The 18,810-nt window shown below is 62.9% G+C and carries 17 protein-coding genes and 1 riboswitch; of the genes, 8 read left to right on the top strand and 9 right to left on the bottom strand.

What is annotated here, in order from left to right; all coding sequences use genetic code 11:
• The first annotated feature begins 240 nt into the window (after positions 1-240).
• The 5 genes from ABIE32_RS10670 (at position 241) to ABIE32_RS10650 (ending at position 6,368) form a co-directional block, all read left to right on the top strand.
• Positions 241-1,371, top strand: coding sequence for a branched-chain amino acid ABC transporter substrate-binding protein (locus tag ABIE32_RS10670; RefSeq protein ID WP_224151768.1), 1,131 nt, complete (start codon positions 241-243; stop codon positions 1,369-1,371).
• Between the two features lie 150 nt (positions 1,372-1,521).
• Positions 1,522-1,689, top strand: a riboswitch (FMN riboswitch).
• A 95-nt stretch (positions 1,690-1,784) separates the two neighbouring features.
• Positions 1,785-2,309: a 6,7-dimethyl-8-ribityllumazine synthase gene (locus tag ABIE32_RS10665; protein ID WP_429015909.1), complete on the top strand. Its 525-nt coding sequence runs from the start codon at positions 1,785-1,787 to the stop codon at positions 2,307-2,309.
• A 60-nt stretch (positions 2,310-2,369) separates the two neighbouring features.
• Positions 2,370-3,212 carry a heme-binding beta-barrel domain-containing protein gene (locus ABIE32_RS10660; RefSeq protein ID WP_429015907.1) on the top strand — a complete coding sequence of 281 codons (843 nt, stop codon included), beginning with the start codon at positions 2,370-2,372 and terminating at the stop codon, positions 3,210-3,212.
• Between the two features lie 657 nt (positions 3,213-3,869).
• On the top strand, positions 3,870-4,982 hold the full coding sequence (locus ABIE32_RS10655) for a sensor histidine kinase (RefSeq protein ID WP_429015904.1): 1,113 nt from the start codon (positions 3,870-3,872) through the stop codon (positions 4,980-4,982).
• 189 nt (positions 4,983-5,171) lie between these two features.
• Positions 5,172-6,368, top strand: a complete 1,197-nt coding sequence (locus ABIE32_RS10650; protein WP_429015901.1) for a sugar transporter — start codon at positions 5,172-5,174, stop codon at positions 6,366-6,368.
• A 56-nt stretch (positions 6,369-6,424) separates the two neighbouring features.
• On the opposite strand, the gene ABIE32_RS10645 is transcribed toward ABIE32_RS10650, so the two are convergent.
• Positions 6,425-7,327, bottom strand: a complete 903-nt coding sequence (locus tag ABIE32_RS10645; RefSeq protein WP_429015899.1) for a LysR family transcriptional regulator — start codon at positions 7,325-7,327, stop codon at positions 6,425-6,427.
• Positions 7,328-7,469: 142 nt separating this feature from the next.
• On the opposite strand from ABIE32_RS10645, the gene ABIE32_RS10640 reads away from it, so the two are divergent.
• Positions 7,470-8,129, top strand: a complete 660-nt coding sequence (locus ABIE32_RS10640) for an NAD(P)-dependent oxidoreductase (RefSeq protein WP_429015896.1) — start codon at positions 7,470-7,472, stop codon at positions 8,127-8,129.
• Positions 8,130-8,206: 77 nt separating this feature from the next.
• On the opposite strand, the gene ABIE32_RS10635 is transcribed toward ABIE32_RS10640, so the two are convergent.
• The 6 genes from ABIE32_RS10635 to ABIE32_RS10610 form a co-directional block, all read right to left on the bottom strand.
• Entirely contained in the window at positions 8,207-9,004 is a 798-nt protein-coding gene (locus tag ABIE32_RS10635) for an alpha/beta fold hydrolase (protein WP_429015894.1), read from the bottom strand.
• Positions 9,001-10,611 (bottom strand): glycosyltransferase family 39 protein, encoded by a 1,611-nt coding sequence (locus ABIE32_RS10630; protein ID WP_429015891.1) that lies wholly within the window; start codon positions 10,609-10,611, stop codon positions 9,001-9,003. The genes ABIE32_RS10635 and ABIE32_RS10630 overlap by 4 nt, the downstream gene beginning before the upstream one ends.
• Positions 10,612-10,742: 131 nt before the next feature.
• Positions 10,743-11,468, bottom strand: coding sequence for an LrgB family protein (locus tag ABIE32_RS10625; protein ID WP_377779628.1), 726 nt, complete (start codon positions 11,466-11,468; stop codon positions 10,743-10,745).
• On the bottom strand, positions 11,461-11,835 hold the full coding sequence (locus ABIE32_RS10620; protein ID WP_429015888.1) for a CidA/LrgA family protein: 375 nt from the start codon (positions 11,833-11,835) through the stop codon (positions 11,461-11,463). Before ABIE32_RS10620 ends, ABIE32_RS10625 begins: the two co-directional genes overlap by 8 nt.
• 102 nt (positions 11,836-11,937) lie before the next feature.
• Positions 11,938-13,203 (bottom strand): cyanate transporter, encoded by a 1,266-nt coding sequence (locus tag ABIE32_RS10615; protein WP_429015887.1) that lies wholly within the window; start codon positions 13,201-13,203, stop codon positions 11,938-11,940.
• Positions 13,204-13,209: 6 nt separating this feature from the next.
• Entirely contained in the window at positions 13,210-13,683 is a 474-nt protein-coding gene (locus tag ABIE32_RS10610; protein WP_429015886.1) for a nucleoside deaminase, read from the bottom strand.
• A gap of 215 nt (positions 13,684-13,898) precedes the next feature.
• Between ABIE32_RS10610 and ABIE32_RS10605 the strand changes: the two genes are divergently transcribed.
• Positions 13,899-14,690, top strand: a complete 792-nt coding sequence (locus tag ABIE32_RS10605; protein ID WP_429015883.1) for a methylated-DNA--[protein]-cysteine S-methyltransferase — start codon at positions 13,899-13,901, stop codon at positions 14,688-14,690.
• Positions 14,691-14,790: 100 nt separating this feature from the next.
• Here the strand turns inward: ABIE32_RS10605 and ABIE32_RS10600 are convergent, their stop codons facing one another.
• Positions 14,791-16,029, bottom strand: a complete 1,239-nt coding sequence (locus tag ABIE32_RS10600) for a CaiB/BaiF CoA transferase family protein (RefSeq protein ID WP_429015880.1) — start codon at positions 16,027-16,029, stop codon at positions 14,791-14,793.
• Positions 16,030-16,354: 325 nt separating this feature from the next.
• Positions 16,355-17,545 carry an acyl-CoA dehydrogenase gene (locus tag ABIE32_RS10595; protein WP_429015879.1) on the bottom strand — a complete coding sequence of 397 codons (1,191 nt, stop codon included), beginning with the start codon at positions 17,543-17,545 and terminating at the stop codon, positions 16,355-16,357.
• A gap of 282 nt (positions 17,546-17,827) precedes the next feature.
• On the opposite strand from ABIE32_RS10595, the gene ABIE32_RS10590 reads away from it, so the two are divergent.
• Entirely contained in the window at positions 17,828-18,763 is a 936-nt protein-coding gene (locus ABIE32_RS10590) for a LysR family transcriptional regulator (protein WP_429015877.1), read from the top strand.
• Positions 18,764-18,810 lie beyond the last annotated feature (47 nt).

Genomic DNA, 18,810 nt, shown 5'->3' with positions numbered 1-18,810 from the left:
CGGCAATGTTGCAGAGCAGCATTTCGCTCCGTGACGTGAGGCACGCGCGGCTTATATGCGATTTCGTCCAGGCTGTGTCGCTTTTTTTACAGGAATTCTCCTAATATCGGTGCAGGGCTTTGCGGGACAAGAATCTGGTTCACGCGATCAAAGTCTGCGCAGGCGGTGGCATGGTGTCATCGGTGTGGCGCAGCGGGGGATGGCGATCTACTACAGATGCACTTGATGGAGTACTACGCAATGGACAAAGGTATCAAAGCAGCAGTGGCAATGGTGGTGGCCGGCATGGCAGTTGCTGCTGGCGCGCAGGAGGTGGTGAAGATCGGTACGATGAGTCCGCTGTCCGGCCCACAGGCCCACTACGGCAAGGACAATGTCACCGGCGTGCGTTTCGCCGTGGAGGACCTCAATGCCAAGGGTGTGACGATTGGCGGCAAGAAGATCAAGTTTGAAGTGGTGGCCGAAGACGATGCCGCCGATCCCAAGCAAGGCACTGCTGCCGCACAAAAACTGTGCGACGAGAAGGTGGCGGCCGTGGCTGGTATCCTGAACTCGGGCGTGGCCATTCCATCGTCCAAGATCTTCAACGACTGCGGCGTGCCGTTCATCACTGGTGCGGCCACCAACCCTGAACTGACCCGTCCCGCCTACCCAGGCGTGTTCCGTATCATCGCCAACGACAACGCACTGGGCGCTGCGCTGGCAGGCTACGCAGCCAATACGCTCAAGCTCAAGAACGTCGCCGTGATCGACGACCGTACCGCCTACGGCCAGGGGCTGGCCAACGTGTTCAAGAAGGACGCGGAATCCAAGGGTGTCAAGATCGTTGCTTCCGAATTCACCAATGACAAGGCCACCGACTTCATGGCAATCTTGACATCGATCAAGGCCAAGAAGCCCGATGCGATCTTCTACGGCGGCATGGATGCGCAAGCCGGCCCCATGCTGCGTCAGATGGTGCAGTTGGGCATGACCAACGTGAAGTTCTTCGGTGGCGACGGCATCTGCACGGCTGAACTGGCCAAGCTGGCCACCGGCACCAAGACGCTGGAAAACGTGGTGTGCGCTGACGGCGGTGCTTCGCTGGCCAAGATGCCAGGCGGTGTCGAATGGAAGAAGCGCTACGACGCGAAGAACCCCGGTGTGTTCCAGGTCTACAGCCCGTACTTCTACGACGCGACCATGCTGATCGTCGACGCGATGCAACGCGCCGATTCCACCGATCCCAAGAAGTACCTGCCTGAACTGCGCAAATCGGAGTACAACGGCGTGACCGCCAAGATCGCCTTCCAGGACAACGGCGAGCTGAAGGTGCCTCTGTACACGCTGAGCCACTACATTGCCGGCAAGAAGACGCCTATCGGCGAATAAATCCTTCCAGCACCTTGGAACCACACACAACCCGCTTCGGCGGGTTTTTTGTTTCTACCGGGGAATGGCTGCTTCGGCATGCATAAAACCCGGGTGACAGTGGCTGCATGCAGCGCGCCCTACAATGCCGGTGTCATTCTTCGGAATGAACAACATTCTCAGGGCGGGGTGCAATTCCCCACCGGCGGTATCTGTGGCCAGCAATCTGCTGGACTGCAGCAGCCCGCGAGCGCTTGGTGGCCTGCATGGTCACCAGGGTCAGCAGATCTGGTGAGATGCCAGAGCCGACGGTTACAGTCCGGATGAAAGAGAATCGCGTGCGCTCCATGGCTCCTGCATTGCCGTTGTGCGGCTGTGCAGGTGCGTGTTGCGTTCGCGTGCCCTGATTCAGGTCAATTTATTGGATACACACCATGAATCAGATGTCCTCCATTTCCTATTCCATCAGCAAGGCTCAGCGACTGGCCATTGTCAGCGCGCAGTGGCATGCCGACATCGTGCGCCAGGCGCGCGATGCGGCTGTCGCCCAACTGGCCGAGCTTGGCTGGCAAAAAGACCAGATCGATCTCATCGATGTACCTGGTGCCTTCGAGATTCCGCTCGTGCTCAAGCGCCTTGCACAGACGGGCCAATACGCGGGCCTGATGGCCTGTGGCCTGGTGGTCAACGGTGGCATCTATCGTCACGAATTTGTGACGACAGCGGTCATCGATGGCCTGATGCGTGTGCAGATGGATACGGGTGTGCCCGTTTTCTCGGCCGTGCTGACACCGCGCGATTTCCACGACTCGCAAGAGCACCACGACTTCTTCCACCAGCATTTCATCAAGAAGGGCACGGAACTGGCCCGCGCCTGCGACGCAACGGTTCAACTGCACCGCTCGCTGGAGGCCCAGCAAACCCACAGGCAGCAGCCTCTGCACAGCCTGGCTGCGTAAGCCGGATCAGACGCCTGTCTTTTAAAAGCCCATTGCCGTGCTTGTGAATCAAGCGCTGCAATGGGCTTTTCTGCATCTGCAGGCTGCGCTCAGGGTGGATGCAGTCTTCCATCACGGGCCCGTTTGACGTTGTGTTGCTTTTGCCGCAAATTCACGAGCAGGGATTTTTCATACCATTATGAAGGGGAGCAATTTTGTATTTCTTTTCCTGAGAAAATTTTGCCATTTGATCCATCGCAATGGGCAATGGCATGGCACAAATCAATAATAAAATTTTACAGAAAGAGAAAGATGAACCGTAAATATATAGCAATTTTAGTTATTGGTCTCAGCCTTGCTGGAGGTATTGCGCATGCCGACGAAAATTCGCTGGGCCCGCTTGCCAAAATGGTAGGTGTCTGGGAAGGTGATAAAGGCAATGATGTGGCACCAGCACAAAAATCGACTGGTGCTATTGGCGCACCCGCTGCAAGCCCCTACTTTGAGCGGATCTCCATTGTGCCGGGTGCAGGCGCCACCAATGCCAGCGAGCAGGACCTTGTCACCGTTCAGTACCACCAGGAAGTATTCCGAAAATCGGACAAAAAGAAATTCCATGACCAGGTGGGTTATTGGATCTGGGATAAGAAGTTCAACACCATCCTGCATTCCTACTGTATACCCCGCGCAGTTTGCATTACTGCCGAAGGTAAGTTGGAGGATCCGAATAAATTTGAAGTCGGCACCGACCGGGCAATTGCCGAAAGCATATTCATGAAAAACAACGGCACCACCCGTATGTTCAATATGTCCATGGCAGTCAATGGCGATGACATGAAATATAACCAGGTAATATTAACCACCATTTACGGCAAAGACTTCAGCCACTCGGACAGCAATACGCTCAAGCGCGTGAAGCAATAAGAGCCGTCCACACCACCCGGCAAATCGCGGATATGTGTTGGAGAAGAGGCGCCGGCTCGTGCCGTGCGAAGCCACAGGCAATACCAACCTGCGACATTGCTTGGTGCCAACGGCTTCGCGTCCCCGGCTAGGCGAGGCCCGCAACGTAGCAATGGCATATCCAGACGGGTCGTGGCGGGCCTGGTTGCAGGCACGGCCACTCCCGCTGGGGAAGATGAATCGGGTCATTCTTGCGTGCAGGCTCTCGCCGGCGCCCCGGCATAGACAGTGACCATCCCACCGCTCCATTCTGTCGGCACGCGCCCAATGGCCTTTGTGGGAGGTGGAGGAAGCGTTCATCTGGCTGAGTGGTCCGGCCGCACGAGCTGGAGCCCCACGACTCCTGCCTGATTCCAGCCATCTTCCACTCTGATAACGATGCCCGTACCGTGAGGGTTAGCGAAGAAGCGGCCATCAACGGCATTCTCTTTCTGCTGCAGGCAGGTATTCGATGGAGGCCGGGCCAATCATCTCTCTATAGCGCAGAAGCGGTAGAACGCACTTTTTGTAGGCAACTGCAGAACCGCACCATGCGCGCAGGCGATCCGATTGGGATAATGGCCATCATCACGATTGTTGGCGCCTCGGGCGCCACCCAGGCCCGAGGAGCCTCATCGCATGCGATTTTCGCCCTTTCCCGAAGATGGCCCCGAGAAACCGCATTTGGCTGCTTCAAAGGGACCGAGTCAGGAGCGGCGCAGAATTCTGCGGGCCTGTGTCTGGCTGGCTGCCGGGTACTGTGTAGCCATCATTTTCCTCACGACGATGATGCGTGGCTTTCTGGGGGGCGAGCGTTACGAGCTGACTGCCGCCCGAATGACGCTGTTCGCCCTTGCTCCGGTTCTGATCATGGCTGTTTCGCTGGCCTTGCTGTGGAGCAGGAGCCGCAGCCTTCGCTCCATGGCTGCCCAGTCCGTTGCACTGTCGCTGGGGGCCGCATGCATTTTTGGTCTTCTGGATCAAAGCCTCAACGTCTATGAGTCGCAGCAGGTTGCATTCGACCTGAGCGATTTCAGCTACAACATGCTGTACGGTTCAGCACTGGTCTTTGGCTGGTGCTGCCTGCTGGTGGCGTATCTGTTCAGCGCCGACCTGATGGAGCGCGAGCGGCGCATGCATGCCTGGCGCGAAGAGGCGATGAATGCCCAGATGCGCGCATTGCGCTACCAGATCAATCCGCACTTCTTGTTCAACACCATGAACGCGCTGGCGGGATTGATGGAAGAGCGGGCGGTGGACCAGGCACGGACGATGCTGCTGTCTCTTTCCAGCTATCTGCGTGCCACGCTCATGCTGGATCCTTCGGCGGCTATTCCTCTCGAGGAGGAAGTTGCGATGCAGCAACGGTATCTGGATATCGAGCAGGAACGGTTTTCCGACCGCATGCGGGTGAGCATCGATGTGCCTGCCTCACTGGGAAAGACGCTGGTGCCAGCGCTGGTGTTGCAGCCTCTGGTGGAAAACGCGGTCAAGCACGGTGTCTGCAGCATGCCCGGGCCGGTGGAGATTGCGGTGAGCGCACGCGCGGATGAAGATCAGTTGCTACTGGTGGTGGAAAACGACTTCTGTCCTTTGACGGGTCGAATCAGCCATGGCACAGGCATTGGCCTCAGAAATGTGCGCGAGCGTATTGCGCTGCAATTTCCTCAAAAGGCCGCACTGACCACGGAAACCGTGGGTGAGGGACGGCGGTTTCGCGTCACGGTCTGCCTGCCTCTGCGCTGGGGGTGATGGAGTAAGCGCAGACGGTTTTGCTGGAGAGGCAAAGAGGGCTTTTGTTCGCGCCACGGGTGCCGCTGTCATTTTTTGGCACACTGGCGAGCCGTTCTCCGCTTTGGCGCAGCGGCTTTTTCATCGCCAGGCAGCCCTTGGAAGGGTGACTGCCGCGCAAGGCAGGCAGGCTGGCGGATCCCTTTTGCAATGACTGAATCTTCTCCTCTGACCCGCCAGCAAGCCTGGCTGGGTGTGATCGCCCTGGCCATGGGCGCCTTCGTCTTCAATACCAGCGAATTTGTACCGGTGGGCCTGCTCAGCGACATTGGCGCGAGCTATGGCATGACCACCGAGCGCGTCGGCCTGATGCTGACCATCTACGCCTGGATCGTTGCCCTCACTTCCTTGCCGTGCATGCTGCTGACCAAGAATGTCGAGCGCCGCAAGCTGTTGATGGGCGTGTTTGCCTTGTTCGTTGTCAGCCACGGCGTATCTGCCATTGCCTGGAACTACCCAGTACTGCTCGCAAGCCGCATGGGCATTGCACTGGCGCATGCGGTGTTCTGGTCCATCACCGCGTCGCTGGCCGTGCGCATTGCACCTGAAGGCAAGAAGCCCCAGGCGCTGGGCTTGCTGGCCACGGGAACGACCCTGGCCATGGTGCTCGGCATTCCGCTGGGCCGCGTGGTGGGCGAAGCTCTGGGCTGGCGCACCACCTTTGGCGGCATCGGCCTGGTTGCCCTGGCAGTGATGCTGGTGCTGTGGCGTCTGCTGCCACTGCTGCCCAGCGAAAACGCAGGTTCGGCCCGGAGCATTCCGATGCTGTTCAAGCGCCCAGCCCTGTCAGCTACTTATGCGCTGCTGATTGTGATGGTGACCGCGCAGTTCACCGTGTACAGCTATATCGAGCCCTTGATCCAGCGTGCTGCGGGGCTGTCCAACGACGTCACCACCTGGGTCCTCTTGCTGTATGGCGGCATGGGCATTGTGGGCAGTGTGCTGTTCGGCGCCATGGGCCTGCGCTGGCCGCGCGGTTTTCTGCTGGCGGCCATGGCGGTGCTGACGGCCTGCCTGTGGCTGCTGCTGCCCAGCACGCAATGGCCGCTGGCACTGTATGCGGTGTGCGCAGTGTGGGGTGTGTCCATGCTGTGCATGGTGCTGCCGCTGCAGGCCAAGGTGCTGCGCCTCGCCTCGGACGCCACCGATGTGGGCATGTCGCTGTTCTCGGGCCTTTTCAATGTCGGGATTGGCGCCGGCGCCCTGTTAGGTAGCCAGATCGGCACGCACTGGGGCCTGCAGTACCTGGGGCCAGTGGGCGGCAGTATTGCCGTGGCAGGGGTGCTGTGGTGCGCTTTTGCCAGTTGGTACTGGGTAGGCACCTTCGCGCCAAAGCCGCAGCGTTGAGCTAGCTCCTGATGGAAAGACGCGCCGCAAGGCCTGCGCGGTAGCGCACAGGGGCATTACATGGCCAGCGGCGCAAAGTGTGCCTGCAGCGCCGCCAGTGCCAGGCGCACGCGCGCCGGTAGGGCGTGCCGCTGCGGCGTGATGGCCCATATGTCCAGGCTGCCGCAGTCCCAGTCGGGCAGCAGGCGCAGCAACTGGCCACTGGCCACGGGCTCGGCAACGTCCAGCGAAAAGAGCCTGGCCAGGCCCAGGCCTTCGCTGCACAGCTGCTGCAGGCCTTGTTGCTGGTTGCAGATGATGCGCGGCGTGGTGTGCAACTGCGCGGTAGCTCCCGTGGCAGGGTGCTGCAGGCGCAACTCGGTCACCAGGGCTTTGCCGGTGTTGCGCACGATCCACGGCAGGGCCCCCAGTTGCCGAGGATGCTCGGGCAACTGGGCCTGCGGGGCCAGCAGGCTGGGCGCCGCGCAGATCCACCAGGGCAGGCGGCCCAGGGGGCGAGCCACCCAGGTGGAGTCAGGCAGGCTGCCCAGGCGCACGGCCAGGTCAATGCGCTCCGAGACCAGATCGGTGTGCGCATCGTCCAGCAGCAGTTGCAGGCGCAGCTGTGGGTGGGCATGCAACAGGGGGGCCAGCGCGCGGCCCAGGGGGGCGGCGAGGCCCAGCACGGCGGCAATGCGCAGTTCGCCAATCGGCTCTTCGCGTTCGGCTTCCAGCTCTGCGCGGGCCTGGCGGGCCGCCTGCAGCATGACGGCGCACTGCGCGTAGAAGCGCTGCCCTGCCTCGGTCAGGCTGTGCTTGCGGGTGGTGCGCTGCAGCAGCGGCAGGCCCGATTGCGCTTCCAGCTGGCGGATATGCTGGCTCACGGCCGAGGCCGTCATGCCCAGCGTGCGGGCGGCGGCGCTCATCGAGCCCTGTTCCACCACGGTGGCGAACACGGCCATGCGATTGAGGTCTTCCATGTGGGTGATTTTGAAGTGTGGCTAAACAATCATTGCAGAAATTGATGAATTATCAAATGAATGGCTGCAATCTACAGTAGAGGCCTACGCACACCACAGGCGCACCAGACGCCTTCTCTTCAATTTGACCAAGGAATTCACCATGCAAGTCGCACTGATTGGCGCCACCGGATTTGTCGGCGCTGCCGTATTGAACGAGCTGCTGCAACGCGGCCACGAAGTGGTGGCGCTTGCGCGTCAGCCCGAAAAAATCGCCGCGCAGCCGCACCTGAAAGTGGTGCAGGCCGATGTGATGGACGCCCAGGCCGTGAAAAGCGCGGCGGCTGGCAGCGACGCCGTGTTGAGCGCCTACAACGCAGGCTGGACCAATCCGCATATCTATGACGACTTCATGCGAGGCTCACGCGCCATCGTGGAAGGCGTCAAGACCGCAGGCATCAAGCGCTATCTGGTGGTGGGCGGCGCAGGCAGCCTGTTCGTCAACGGCCAGCAACTGGTGGATTCGCCCGAGTTTCCTGCAGCCATCAAACCGGGAGCCAGTGCGGCGCGTGACATGTACACCGAGCTGCAAAAGGAGCACAGCCTGGACTGGACGATGCTCAGCCCTGCCGTGGGTTTTCATGGCGGGTCTGCTGCGCAGGCACAGGGCCGCACGGGTAAGTACCGCACCGGCAGGGACGAGCCGCTGATGCAGGCGGACGGCCAGAGCGGCGATATCTCGGTGCAGGATCTGGCGGTGGCGCTGGTGGATGCGCTGGAGCAGAACACGCATCTGCAGCAGCGGTTTACCGTGGCCTACTGATGATTGCAGGCAGATAATCAGCAAAATAGCTGCTGGCGCTCTCCTGCAAAGCGCCAGCAGCTATTGTTTTTGTAGTTTCAAATGTTCTTCAGAAACTGCGTGATGTGCGAGAGCACTTGCTCGGGCATCTCGCGGTGCGGCATGTGGCGCGCACCGGGCAGAATTTCGCAAAGCCCGCCACCGCCAGCGAGCCGGGCGATGCGGGCGGGCTGGGCACTGGAGCCGTATTCGTCCAGCTCGCCGTGCAGGGCCAGGAGCGGGCAGGTGAGTCGGGGCAGGCTGTTGTCGAGTGACCAGTCGGCAAAGGCCGGGCTCAGCCAGGTTTCCGTCCAGGCGTCCACCACCCAACGCGCCTTGTCGCCATGGTATTTGGCCAGTCGCGCCAGTTGCTCTGCCTCCTGAAACCGGGCGCGTGCCTCGCGGATGCCTGCCAGTGTATGGGGCTCCACCAACGCCTGCGCGGCGATGGTGACCACGGCCCGGCATTCGCTGCTGGCGCGCGCGGCGATTTCCACCGCCATGCCGCCGCCCACGCTGTGGCCCAGCAGCACATAGCTTGCCAGTTGCAACTGTTCGCACACGGCAGGAAAGTGCCGCGTGGCTTCCTGCGCCACAAAATCGAGGTCGGGCAGACCCTGACGGGCATCGGACTGACCAAAGCCCAGCCGGTCGTACGCCACCACCCGGCGGCCCGTGGCGTGTGCCAGCTGGGCCGGAAAATCCCGCCATAGCGCGACGCTGCCCAGCGACTCATGCAGCATCACGATGGGCGCGCTGCCTTCGCTGCCTGCGTTGTCAGAAGGCGTCCATGACTGCGCAAAAAGCCGCCCCTCAGGGACGGTCATCCAATGCTGTTGGGTGGTGATGGTCGTCATTGCAGATGGTTGTGCGCAGAAGCATGCAGGGCAGGATGTGCAGCGGCTGAAGTGGAGACAGCGGCGGAGGGGGCAGCCGGATAGACAATGAATTCGAGCTTCATGCGCGCCTGGTCCGGGTCGGTCCAGCGGTAAGGCAGGTTGTAGACCCGGCGCTCGGGCATGCTGCCGATCGGCCAGGCCGCCCACCACCAGGCGTCGGGCGCGGGGGTTTCGGTCGATACCTGCAGCAGGGGCAGGCCTTTCGCGCGGGCCTTCTCCGCTTTGCGCCAGGCGCATCCGAGGTGAAAGCCGGGGTCGTCTGCGTCGCAGACCACCACTTTGGCCTGCGGAAAGAGCATGTGCAGCACGCCGCCTGTGGTGTGGTGCTCGGCCAGAATCATGCCTTGGCCATTGAAGCCGGCCTGGCGCAGGCTGGCTGCAATGGCGTCCAGTTGCCAGTTCAGCCGGTCGCCATTGCCTCGCTGGGCGTCGCGCAGCGGCGCGAGCATGGCAATCGAGCACATCAGCACCAGCATGGCCAGGCACGCGGCCAGATAGCGCCGCGCACCCCTCTCGTTGTCACCTGCCTGGGGCCAGCGCGACAGCACCCAGAGCGGAGCCATCAGCAGCAAGGGCTGGATCCAGCGGCCATCGAACTTGGAGGCTCCTGCCAGCACCATCAACGCCAGCACCGCAACCACCACGATCGCGTAGTGGCGCAGCAATGGCTCTACCCATGGCAGGGTGCCGGGGCGTTCGCTGTGAGTGGGTGCGGCTGGTGCTGCGGGTGTCTTCCAGAACTTCCCCAGCGTACAGGCCGCCATCAGCAGCCAGGGCAGCACTGCCAGCAGCAAGAAGGCCAGCAGGTCGCCTGCGCCGGTGGCCAGCCCGTGCAGGCGTGAGGGCGTATCGGCGGGATGCAGTTTGTCGAGGGTCGAGCCGCTGGCCTTGTCCCAGTGCTCCAGCACCCACCAGGCATGCGGGGCTACGAGGGCAAGGGTGACCAGCGGCGCCAGCCAGAAGCCACGTGACAGTAATGCACGGCGCGGGGCTGGCACGGTCAGTGCAGCAACCAGCAGGGCGATGGCGACGAGTGCGTAGCTGTACTTGGACAGAATCCCCCAGGCCACGGCCAGACCGATCCATACAAAGCCGAGTGGACGCGGATTGCGGACATGGCGCAGCACCAGCCACCAGGTGCAGGCAATCGCACAGGTCAGCATGACGGTGTGGGTCTGGTCGCGCAGCAACTGCCAGCCGATGCCCGGCAGCCAGGCCAGGCCCGCCGCCGCCAGCCACGCCGTGCGCTCCGGCAGCACCTGGCGCGCCGCCAGCAGCATGAACACAAAGGTCAGGGCGATCAGGGAGTTCTTGACCAGCACCACCGCCAAGGTGGTGGGCCCCAGTGCGAGGTTCACCGCCCATTGCAGCCAGGTATAGAGGGGTGGCTGCGGCCCGTAGCCCAGCCGCAGCCGTTGCGACCAGACCAGTTGCTCGTTCTGGTCCCATGAGACGGCAGAAGACATCCACAGCCGCGTGATGATCACCAGCAGCGCCAGCACGGCAATCCAGAGCCAGGGCGCGCGGCTGGGTGCCTGCACGGTGGTGTCGGAAGAAGCGCTCATTGCCAAAATACAGTCACCATCGGATAGCTCGTCATGATGCCTTGATCATATCGGGCTTGGTACGGGCATTGAATAACTCTTGTCTTTATAGCGGACTGCGCTTGCCAAGCATGCGCTGCAGCGAATGGTTCTCAGAACCAGCGAGCCACAAGCGGCATCAGCAGCGCCGCCAGCAACACCTGCAGGCTCAGGGCAAGGCCTGCGTAGGCGCCCGCGTCGGCGTTCACCTGCAGGGCGCGCGCAGCGCCGATGCCGTGCGAGGCGGTTCCAAGGGAGAAACCTCGCGCGACCCAGTCCAGATCACTGGTGCCCACGCCCAGCAGCCTGAACAGGGCCCGCGCCGAGAGTGCGCCAACGAGGCCGGTCAGCACGGCAAACACGGCGGCCAGCGCCGGAACGCCTCCGATCTTCTCCGCAACCCCCATGGCGACTGGTGCGGTGACCGATTTGGGCGCGAGCGAGCGCAGCACCTCGGGAGACAGGCCCACGGCCCAGCCCGCGGCGACCGCGACAATGGCTGCGGTAGCGCCCCCGGCCAGGGCTGCCACTAGGAAGCGGCTCCAGCTGCGCTGCAGTTCGGCGCGTCGCTCCCACAGCGGAAAGCCCAGCGCCACCACGGCAGGCCCCAGCAGAAAGTGGATGAACTGCGCGCCTGCAAAGTAGGTGGGGTAGGACACGCCTGTCACCATCAGAGCAGAACCCAGCACCACCACCGACCACAGCACGGGGTTAGCCCAGGGTGCCTGGCCGGAGCGCACATAGAGGGCCTGTGCCAGCACATAGACAACGAGGGTGGACGTCAGGCCGAACAGTGGCGCGGACGACAGGTATACCCAGAGCTGAACGAAATCAGGCATCGCCGGACTCCTTTTTCCCATCTGCGAACTGGTCGCGCATCAGCACCCGCACCAGCAGCACGGTGACGGCCATGCCCGCCCAGGTGGACAGGGCAATCACCAGCATCAGCTTGAGCCCGTAGTCGCGCAGCAGATCGAGGTGGGTAATGACGCCTACACCCACCGGAACAAACAGCAGTGACAGGTGCGAGAGCAGAAAGCGCGCCGTGGCCTGCACCGGCTCGCGCACCAGGGGCACACGCAGTGCCACGACCAGGAGCAGCATGCCGACCACCGGGCCGGGAAACGGCAGGTTCAGGAGGTGCGCCAGTGCTTCACCGATGAGCTGGAGCACAAGAAGCCAAGCCATTCCTTGCAGTGCTTGCATAAGGAGAAAGCCTTTCAAAGTGAAGAGTTGAATCCGTTCAGTTCCATGTGCCGGGCGGCAGCGCAAAGCAGATCTGCCTGATTGCGCAGCATAGCGCCGCAATCAGGAGGAGGGCGGTTGCACAGGGGCTTGCATGGCCTTTGCATAGTGCTGCGGCGCAAACCGCAGCGCCAGCACCGCAACGGCGAGTGCCATGCCCGCCTGGTAGAGCCAGCCGCTGGTCCAGCTGCCACTCCAATGGTGCAGCTGTGCCATCACGAGCGGCGCCAGTGCCGCCAGCACAAAGCCGCCGCCTTGCATCAGCGCGTTCAGGGCGCCCGCCTGGGTGGGGCGGGGCAGATGGTCGAGTGCCAGCACCATGAAGAGGGAAAAGCAGCCGCCCAGCCCCACGCCCAGGATGATGGCGTTGGCGGTTGGTATGGCATCGGGCCACAGCGCAAGGCCGGCAAAGCCGATGACCTGCGCAGCCAGGGCCACCAGCATCCAGCCGCGCCGGTCGATATGGCGGCGAGCGAGCGCTGGCATGGCCAGAGCCGATGCAGCCTGCGCAATGGAGAGAATGGCCAGCAGCGACCCACTTTGCGCGGCCGACCAGCCATGGCCCTGGTAGAAGGGCGCGAGCCAGGCCACCGTCGAGGCATAGCCGCCATTCATCAGGCCAAAGCTGATCAGCAGCAGCCAGGTGCGAGGCCGACGCATCAGCCAGCCGGTATCGCTGGCGGGCACGGTGCCGGACGCGGCAGGCGCCAGAGCCTGCGTACTACGCTGAATGCGCGTGAGCGCCCACCAGGCAAGCGGCAATGCGGCCAGCACGGGCAGCGCCCAGATGGCCATGGCCGCCTGCCAGCCCATGCCCCATTGCATGGCCAGTGGCGAGAGCTGCGCGCCCAGTGCGCCGCCACCCATCAGCGCGGCAGAGTACACGCCCATCATTGGCGCTACGTGGCCCGGCGACTGGCGCTTGATCAGCCCCGGCAAGGCACTTTGCACCAGGGCGACGCCCACGCCGCAAAGGCCGGCAGTGGCAATCAGCACGATGGTGGTGGCGTTGCCTGCTGGCATGAGGCGCAACGCACAACCCATGGCAATGAGCAGCAACGATGCACAGACGGCCGTGCGCGCGCCCAGGCGCTGCAGGGCTGTGGGTGCCAGCCAGCCACCCGCACCCATCAAGGCCATGGGGAGCAGGGTGAGCCAGGAGAAGGCCCGCAAGTCCATGCCGGTGGCCTGTTGTATGGCGTGGCCCAGTGGGCCGGGGGCCGTCAGAAAGGGGCGCAGATTGAGGGTGACGAGCACCACCGTCAGCAGCCAGAGCGCAGGTGTGATGGCAGGCGCCGCCTGGGCGCCTGGTTGGGTCGGAGACGACATGGCCGCTCAGCCCTGCGGCGGCCAAGGGCTGTCGCCATACAGCTGGGCGGCGGAGATGCCGGTGTCGATGCGGGTGATGGGTAGCGGTGGCGGGTTCAGCTGGATACCCAGGCGCTGGTAGGTGCCTTCGCTCGACAGGTTGTAGGGCGCGGCATCGGCGTTGTCGAACGCAAAGAACACTTGCCTGGCATTGCCTGCCACCAGCGCGGCAAGGCACATGGGGCAGGGGTGGCCGCTGGCGTAAATGCTCAGGCCAGCCAGGCTGGGGTTGCCACGGGCACGCGTGCCGGCGCGGATGGCCTGCAGCTCGGCATGGGTGCTTGGGTCGTGGCTGGCGATGATTTCATTGACACCCATGGCGATCACCACGCCGTCCTGCGCCAGCACGGCGCCAAAGGGGCGGCCACCAGCCAGGCGGTTGCGGTGGGCCAGATCAACCGCCTGGCGCATCAGCGCCACATCAGAATTCTGGTTTGTCATTTGCTATGAATTAGTGAGCTATTGGCGCTTGTAATGAAGGCAAGGAAGCCACTTTTTGAATATTTTTCTACAACGTTCCATTTTGCCTTTGGCGTGCGCACTCCGGGAGGCGCACTCCCAAAGGCCGAGGTGTGAGGATGTGTTTACCGCCGTCTCCGGCAGGCTTTCTGCAAGCTGCGCTAGCCAAGGCCCCTGCAAAGCGGCAAGATGCAGGCATGCGTCCCACCACTCGCCTTGTTCCTGACGATGAAAACTGGCAGCCCGACCGCACGGGGTACGCCCTATTCACCACCCGGTTGGGTGTGTGCTCCATTGCCTGGGGCGTGCGGGGCGTGGTGGCGGTAATGCTGCCCGACCCATCCCCCGACACCACTCGCGACCGTGTGCTGCACAGCGCTACCCGGCGTCGCCCAGGGGGCTGGCGGCAGGCGTTGTCAGCAGGCAGTCTGAGCCCGGCTGCGCTGCAGGCCGTGGCAGGGGTGCAGGTTTTGATGGCGGGCCGTGCCGAAGGTGCTGGAGACGCATCGGCCACCAGGGAGGATTGGGCCTTTGCCCAGCCGCGCCTGACCGCGGCTGGCATGGTGCTGCCGGATGTGCGTACGCAGTTCCGCTCCAGCCGCTGGGCTGCCAACGGCCTTCCACTGCTCGACGATATTCCGCTGGACTGGCATGGCGTTCCCGAATTTGCCCGGCATGTGTACCGGCTGGCATTGGCGATTGCGCCGGGCCACACCCGCACCTATGGCGAGCTGGCTGCCGATCTGGGTGCTGGCAGCGGCACTGAAGAAGCTGCCAGCAGCGCGAACGGCGGCCGGGGCCTGGCGCGGGCCGTGGGGCAGGCGCTGGGCGCCAATCCGTTTGCACCGGTGGTGCCTTGTCACCGCATTCTGGCGGCGCAAGGCGGATCGGGAGGCTTTTCGGCCAGTGGCGGCACGCGCACCAAGCTCAGCCTGTTGGAATGGGAAGGCGCTGCGCTGGGCGACGGGGCGACATTGCCGTTATTTTGAAGACGGATAAACCAGGAAAGTCCGAAGCCCAAAGTTCAAGCCTTCAAAAACCAAGAGCCGCAATCGCGGCTCTTGGTTTTTTGGGGGGGGGGAAGAAGGCTTACACCACGCCACTCTCGCGCAACTCGGCAATCTGCGCCTGGCTGCGGCCCATCTCGGCCAGAATCTCGTCGGTGTGCTGGCCCATGGCGGGTGGCGGGCGGCGCACCACGGGGGGCGTGGCGGTCAGGCGCATGGGGCTTGCCACAGTGCTGATGGTGCCAATGCCGTCGCCCGCATCGCGTGGCGTCTGCACATGCAGGCCGCGCGCCTTGACCTGTTCATCATCAAAGGCCTCGGCAATGTTGTTGATCGGGCCGCAGGGCACGGCCTTGTCTTCCAGCAGCTTGATCCACTCGGCGGTGGTGCGGGTCTTCATCAGCGGGTAGAGCAGCTCGGCCAGAGCCTTGCGGTTGATGATGCGGTCCGAATTCTTGGTGAAGCGCGCATCCTGCGACCAATCCGGGTTGCCGGTGGCCGCGCAGAAACGGGCGAACTGGCCGTCGTTGCCGATCGCCAGCAGCACATTGCCGTCCTTGCTGGGGAAGTCCTGGTATGGGCCCACGCTGGGGTGGATGTTGCCCGCACGCTCAGGAATGACGTTGGCATTGAGGTAGCCCACGGCTTGATTGGCGAGCACGGACATTCCCACGTCGAGCAGTGCCATGTCGATGTGCTGGCCTTCGCCTGTGCGGTGGCGCGCATGCAACGCCGCCAGAATGGAGCTGCACGAGAAGATGCCGGTGAACACGTCGGTCACCGCCACACCCACCTTCAGCGGGCCGCCGCCGGGCTCGCCATCGGGGTGGCCGGTGATGCTCATCATGCCGCTCATCGCCTGCACCATCAGGTCATAACCCGCGCGCGGCGCGTAGGGGCCGGTCTGGCCAAAGCCGGTGACGGAGCAGTAGATGAGGCGGGGGTTGATCTTCTTCAGGCTTTCGTAGTCGAGCCCGTAGGCCTTGAGGCCGCCTACCTTGAAGTTCTCCACCAGAATGTCGGCGTCGCGGGCCAGCTCCACGATCAGCGCCTGGCCTTCTGGCGTTGCCATGTCGATGGTGATGCTGCGCTTGTTGCGGTTGCAGCAGGTGTAGTAGCTGGCCTGGTCGGTCTTTTCGCCGTCATCGGTGTGCAGGTACGGGGGCCCCCAGTGGCGCGTGTCGTCGCCTGCAATGGGTCGTTCCACCTTGATCACATCGGCGCCCAGGTCGCCCAGCATCTGGGCGCACCAGGGGCCTGCCAGCACGCGCGAGAGATCGAGAACTTTGATGCCGTCCAGCGGCGCAATGGGTTGGGTCATGGTGTCTCCAAATTTGATAGCTGGCAGCGCTTGTCAGATGCGCGCTATGGCCTGAAATTTTCAGCAAATCCTGTCGATGGTACGGCCAGCTTTGCGTCTGTACCATTCGCATCCCGCAAGGGGCTGGTTAAAGGATCGCAAAGCGCAGGGCGCAGAAGGCAGACAACCCACCCACGGCATGGTCTGCTGTGCGGTGGGTGTGTCATGAATTGCAATCAATTTGGCCCTTGGGGCTTCGTGGGTGTGCGCTGATTGCTATTGAAAATATAGTCAATCAAATGCCACCCATTGGGTAACGCCGGGCAGGGTGGGTCTGAATGCGTCCTCAGTTGGCGAATGCAGCAATGCCGGTCTGCGCGCGGCCCAGGATGAGTGCATGCACATCGTGGGTGCCTTCATAGGTGTTCACCACTTCGAGGTTCACCAGATGGCGGGCCACGCCGAATTCATCGCTGATGCCGTTGCCACCCATCATGTCGCGTGCCATCCGGGCAATGTCCAGCGACTTGCCGCAGTTGTTGCGCTTGATGAGCGAGGTCACCTCGATCACGTTCTGGTGCTCGTCCTTCATGCGGCCCACACGCAGTGCGGCCTGCAGGCCCAGGCTGATTTCGGTCTGCATGTCGGCCAGCTTCTTCTGGATCAGCTGGTTGGCAGCCAGTGGGCGGCCAAACTGCTTGCGGTCCATGGTGTATTGGCGGGCGGTGTGCCAGCAGAACTCGGCGGCGCCCAGCGCGCCCCAGGCAATGCCAAAGCGGGCGCTGTTGAGGCAGGTGAACGGGCCCTTCAAGCCGCGCACTTCGGGGAAGGCGTTTTCTTCAGGCACGAAGACGTCGTCCATCACGATCTCGCCGGTGATCGATGCGCGCAGGCCCACCTTGCCGTGAATGGCGGGGGCGGTCAGGCCTTTCCAGCCCTTTTCCAGGATGAAGCCACGGATCTGGCCGACGGCGCCGCCTTCGGAGACTTCCTTGGCCCATACCACGAACACATCGGCAATGGGGCTGTTGGTGATCCACATCTTGCTGCCCTTGAGTTTGTAGCCGCCGTCGACCTTGTAGGCGCGGGTGGCCATGCTGCCAGGGTCGGAGCCATGGTCGGGCTCGGTCAGGCCAAAGCAGCCAATGAACTCACCCGTTGCCAGCTTGGGCAGGTATTTCTGCTTCTGCGCTTCGGTACCGAACTCGTTGATCGGCACCATCACCAGCGACGACTGCACGGAGGCCATCGAGCGGTAGCCCGAATCGATGTACTCAATCTCGCGCGCCACCAGGCCGTAGCTCACGTAATTGAGGCCTGCGCCGCCGTATTCGGTGGGGATGGTGGGGCCCAGCAGGCCCAGCTCGCCCATTTCGCGGAAGATGCTGGCGTCCACCGATTCCTTGCGGAACATTTCCTGCACGCGGGGTGCCAGCTTGTCGCGGCAGTAGGCGCGTGCCGCGTCGCGGATCATGCGCTCGTCTTCGGTCAGTTGCTCGTCCAGGTGCAGGGGATCGTCCCAGGTGAAATTGGCCATGTGTGTGCTCCTTGAATCCGTTTGGATGTGTATTGAATGGGTAGGGGGGAGGCGCGGGCAACGTGTGCCCGTCCACTCCTGTACAGCCGCCATCGTAGGTGGGGGCGTGCTGTGACGCAAACGATTGTTTATCATCCAGATATGCTGAAAGATCATTTATGAATATTGGCTGAACACCATGCCTGCTATCAAATTGGTAGAGGTGACATATGTTGGTAGAAGGAAAATACTTAAGATGGACAGGAAAAATAACTCCGTGAGGCCAGAGGAAAAGGTTGAGTTATGCGCCGAATGATTCCATCTACCCAGGCATTGGCCTGCTTTGAGGCTGCCGCCCGGCACGAAAGCTATACCCGCGCTGCGCAGGAACTGGCACTGACGCAGAGCGCCGTCTCGCGCCAGATCATTGCGCTGGAAGAGCAACTGGGCGTGCAGCTGTTCAAGCGGTCGCGCCACGGCATGGTGCTCACACCCGCAGGCCACCAGTACAGCCAGCAGGTGGCGCAATGGCTGCAGGGCATCGAGCGTGGAACGCTCGACATCATGGCCCACCAGGGTGCAGGGGGTGCCATCAGCATTGCCGCCGTTCCCACTTTTGCCACGCGCTGGCTGCTGCCGCGGCTGCCGCAGTTCCAGCAGTTGCACCCCGGCGTGGTGGTGCATATCGATGTGCAGACCCGTCCCTTTGTATTTGCCGAGCGGCAGGTGGACGCGGCCATCTACGCCGGCACGCCTGAGCAGGCGAGGCAGTGGCCGGGCACGCAGGCTACGTGGCTGATGGACGAGATCATCGTTCCGGTCTGCAGCCCGCGCCTGCTGGAGCCGGCCATTGACCGTGGCCGGGGCCGCGCGTACCAGCCGGTTGCGCCCCAGGTGCTGGCCCGGCTGCCGCTCCTGCAGCAAAGCACACGCCCGGATGGCTGGCGCAGCTGGTTTGACGAGGTGGGCGTGGAGGCGCCGCATGCGCTCGACGGCCCGCGCTATGAGCTGTTTTCCATGTTGGCCGTGGCAGCGGCGCAAGGCATGGGGGTGGCATTGATTCCGCCGATGCTGATCGAGGACGAACTTGCGCGGGGTGAGCTGGTGGTGGCCTGCAACCTGCCGCTCAGGGGCAGCCGGGCCTATTACCTGATCACGCCCCTGGCCACCGACGGAGCGCCGATGCGGGCGGCGCTGGAGGCCTTTGCGCGCTGGCTGGCGGGTCGGGCAGCTGGCTGAATACGGTGTTCGCAGAGAGGCCATGCGCCCATCGCCGACAATCCCGG

The sequence above is a fragment of the Comamonas sp. 4034 genome, from assembly GCF_050434545.1.
Taxonomy (GTDB): Bacteria; Pseudomonadota; Gammaproteobacteria; order Burkholderiales; family Burkholderiaceae_C; genus Comamonas; species Comamonas odontotermitis.
Note: the sequence above shows the minus strand (reverse complement) of the source record. Positions and strands in the feature narration are given on the sequence as shown.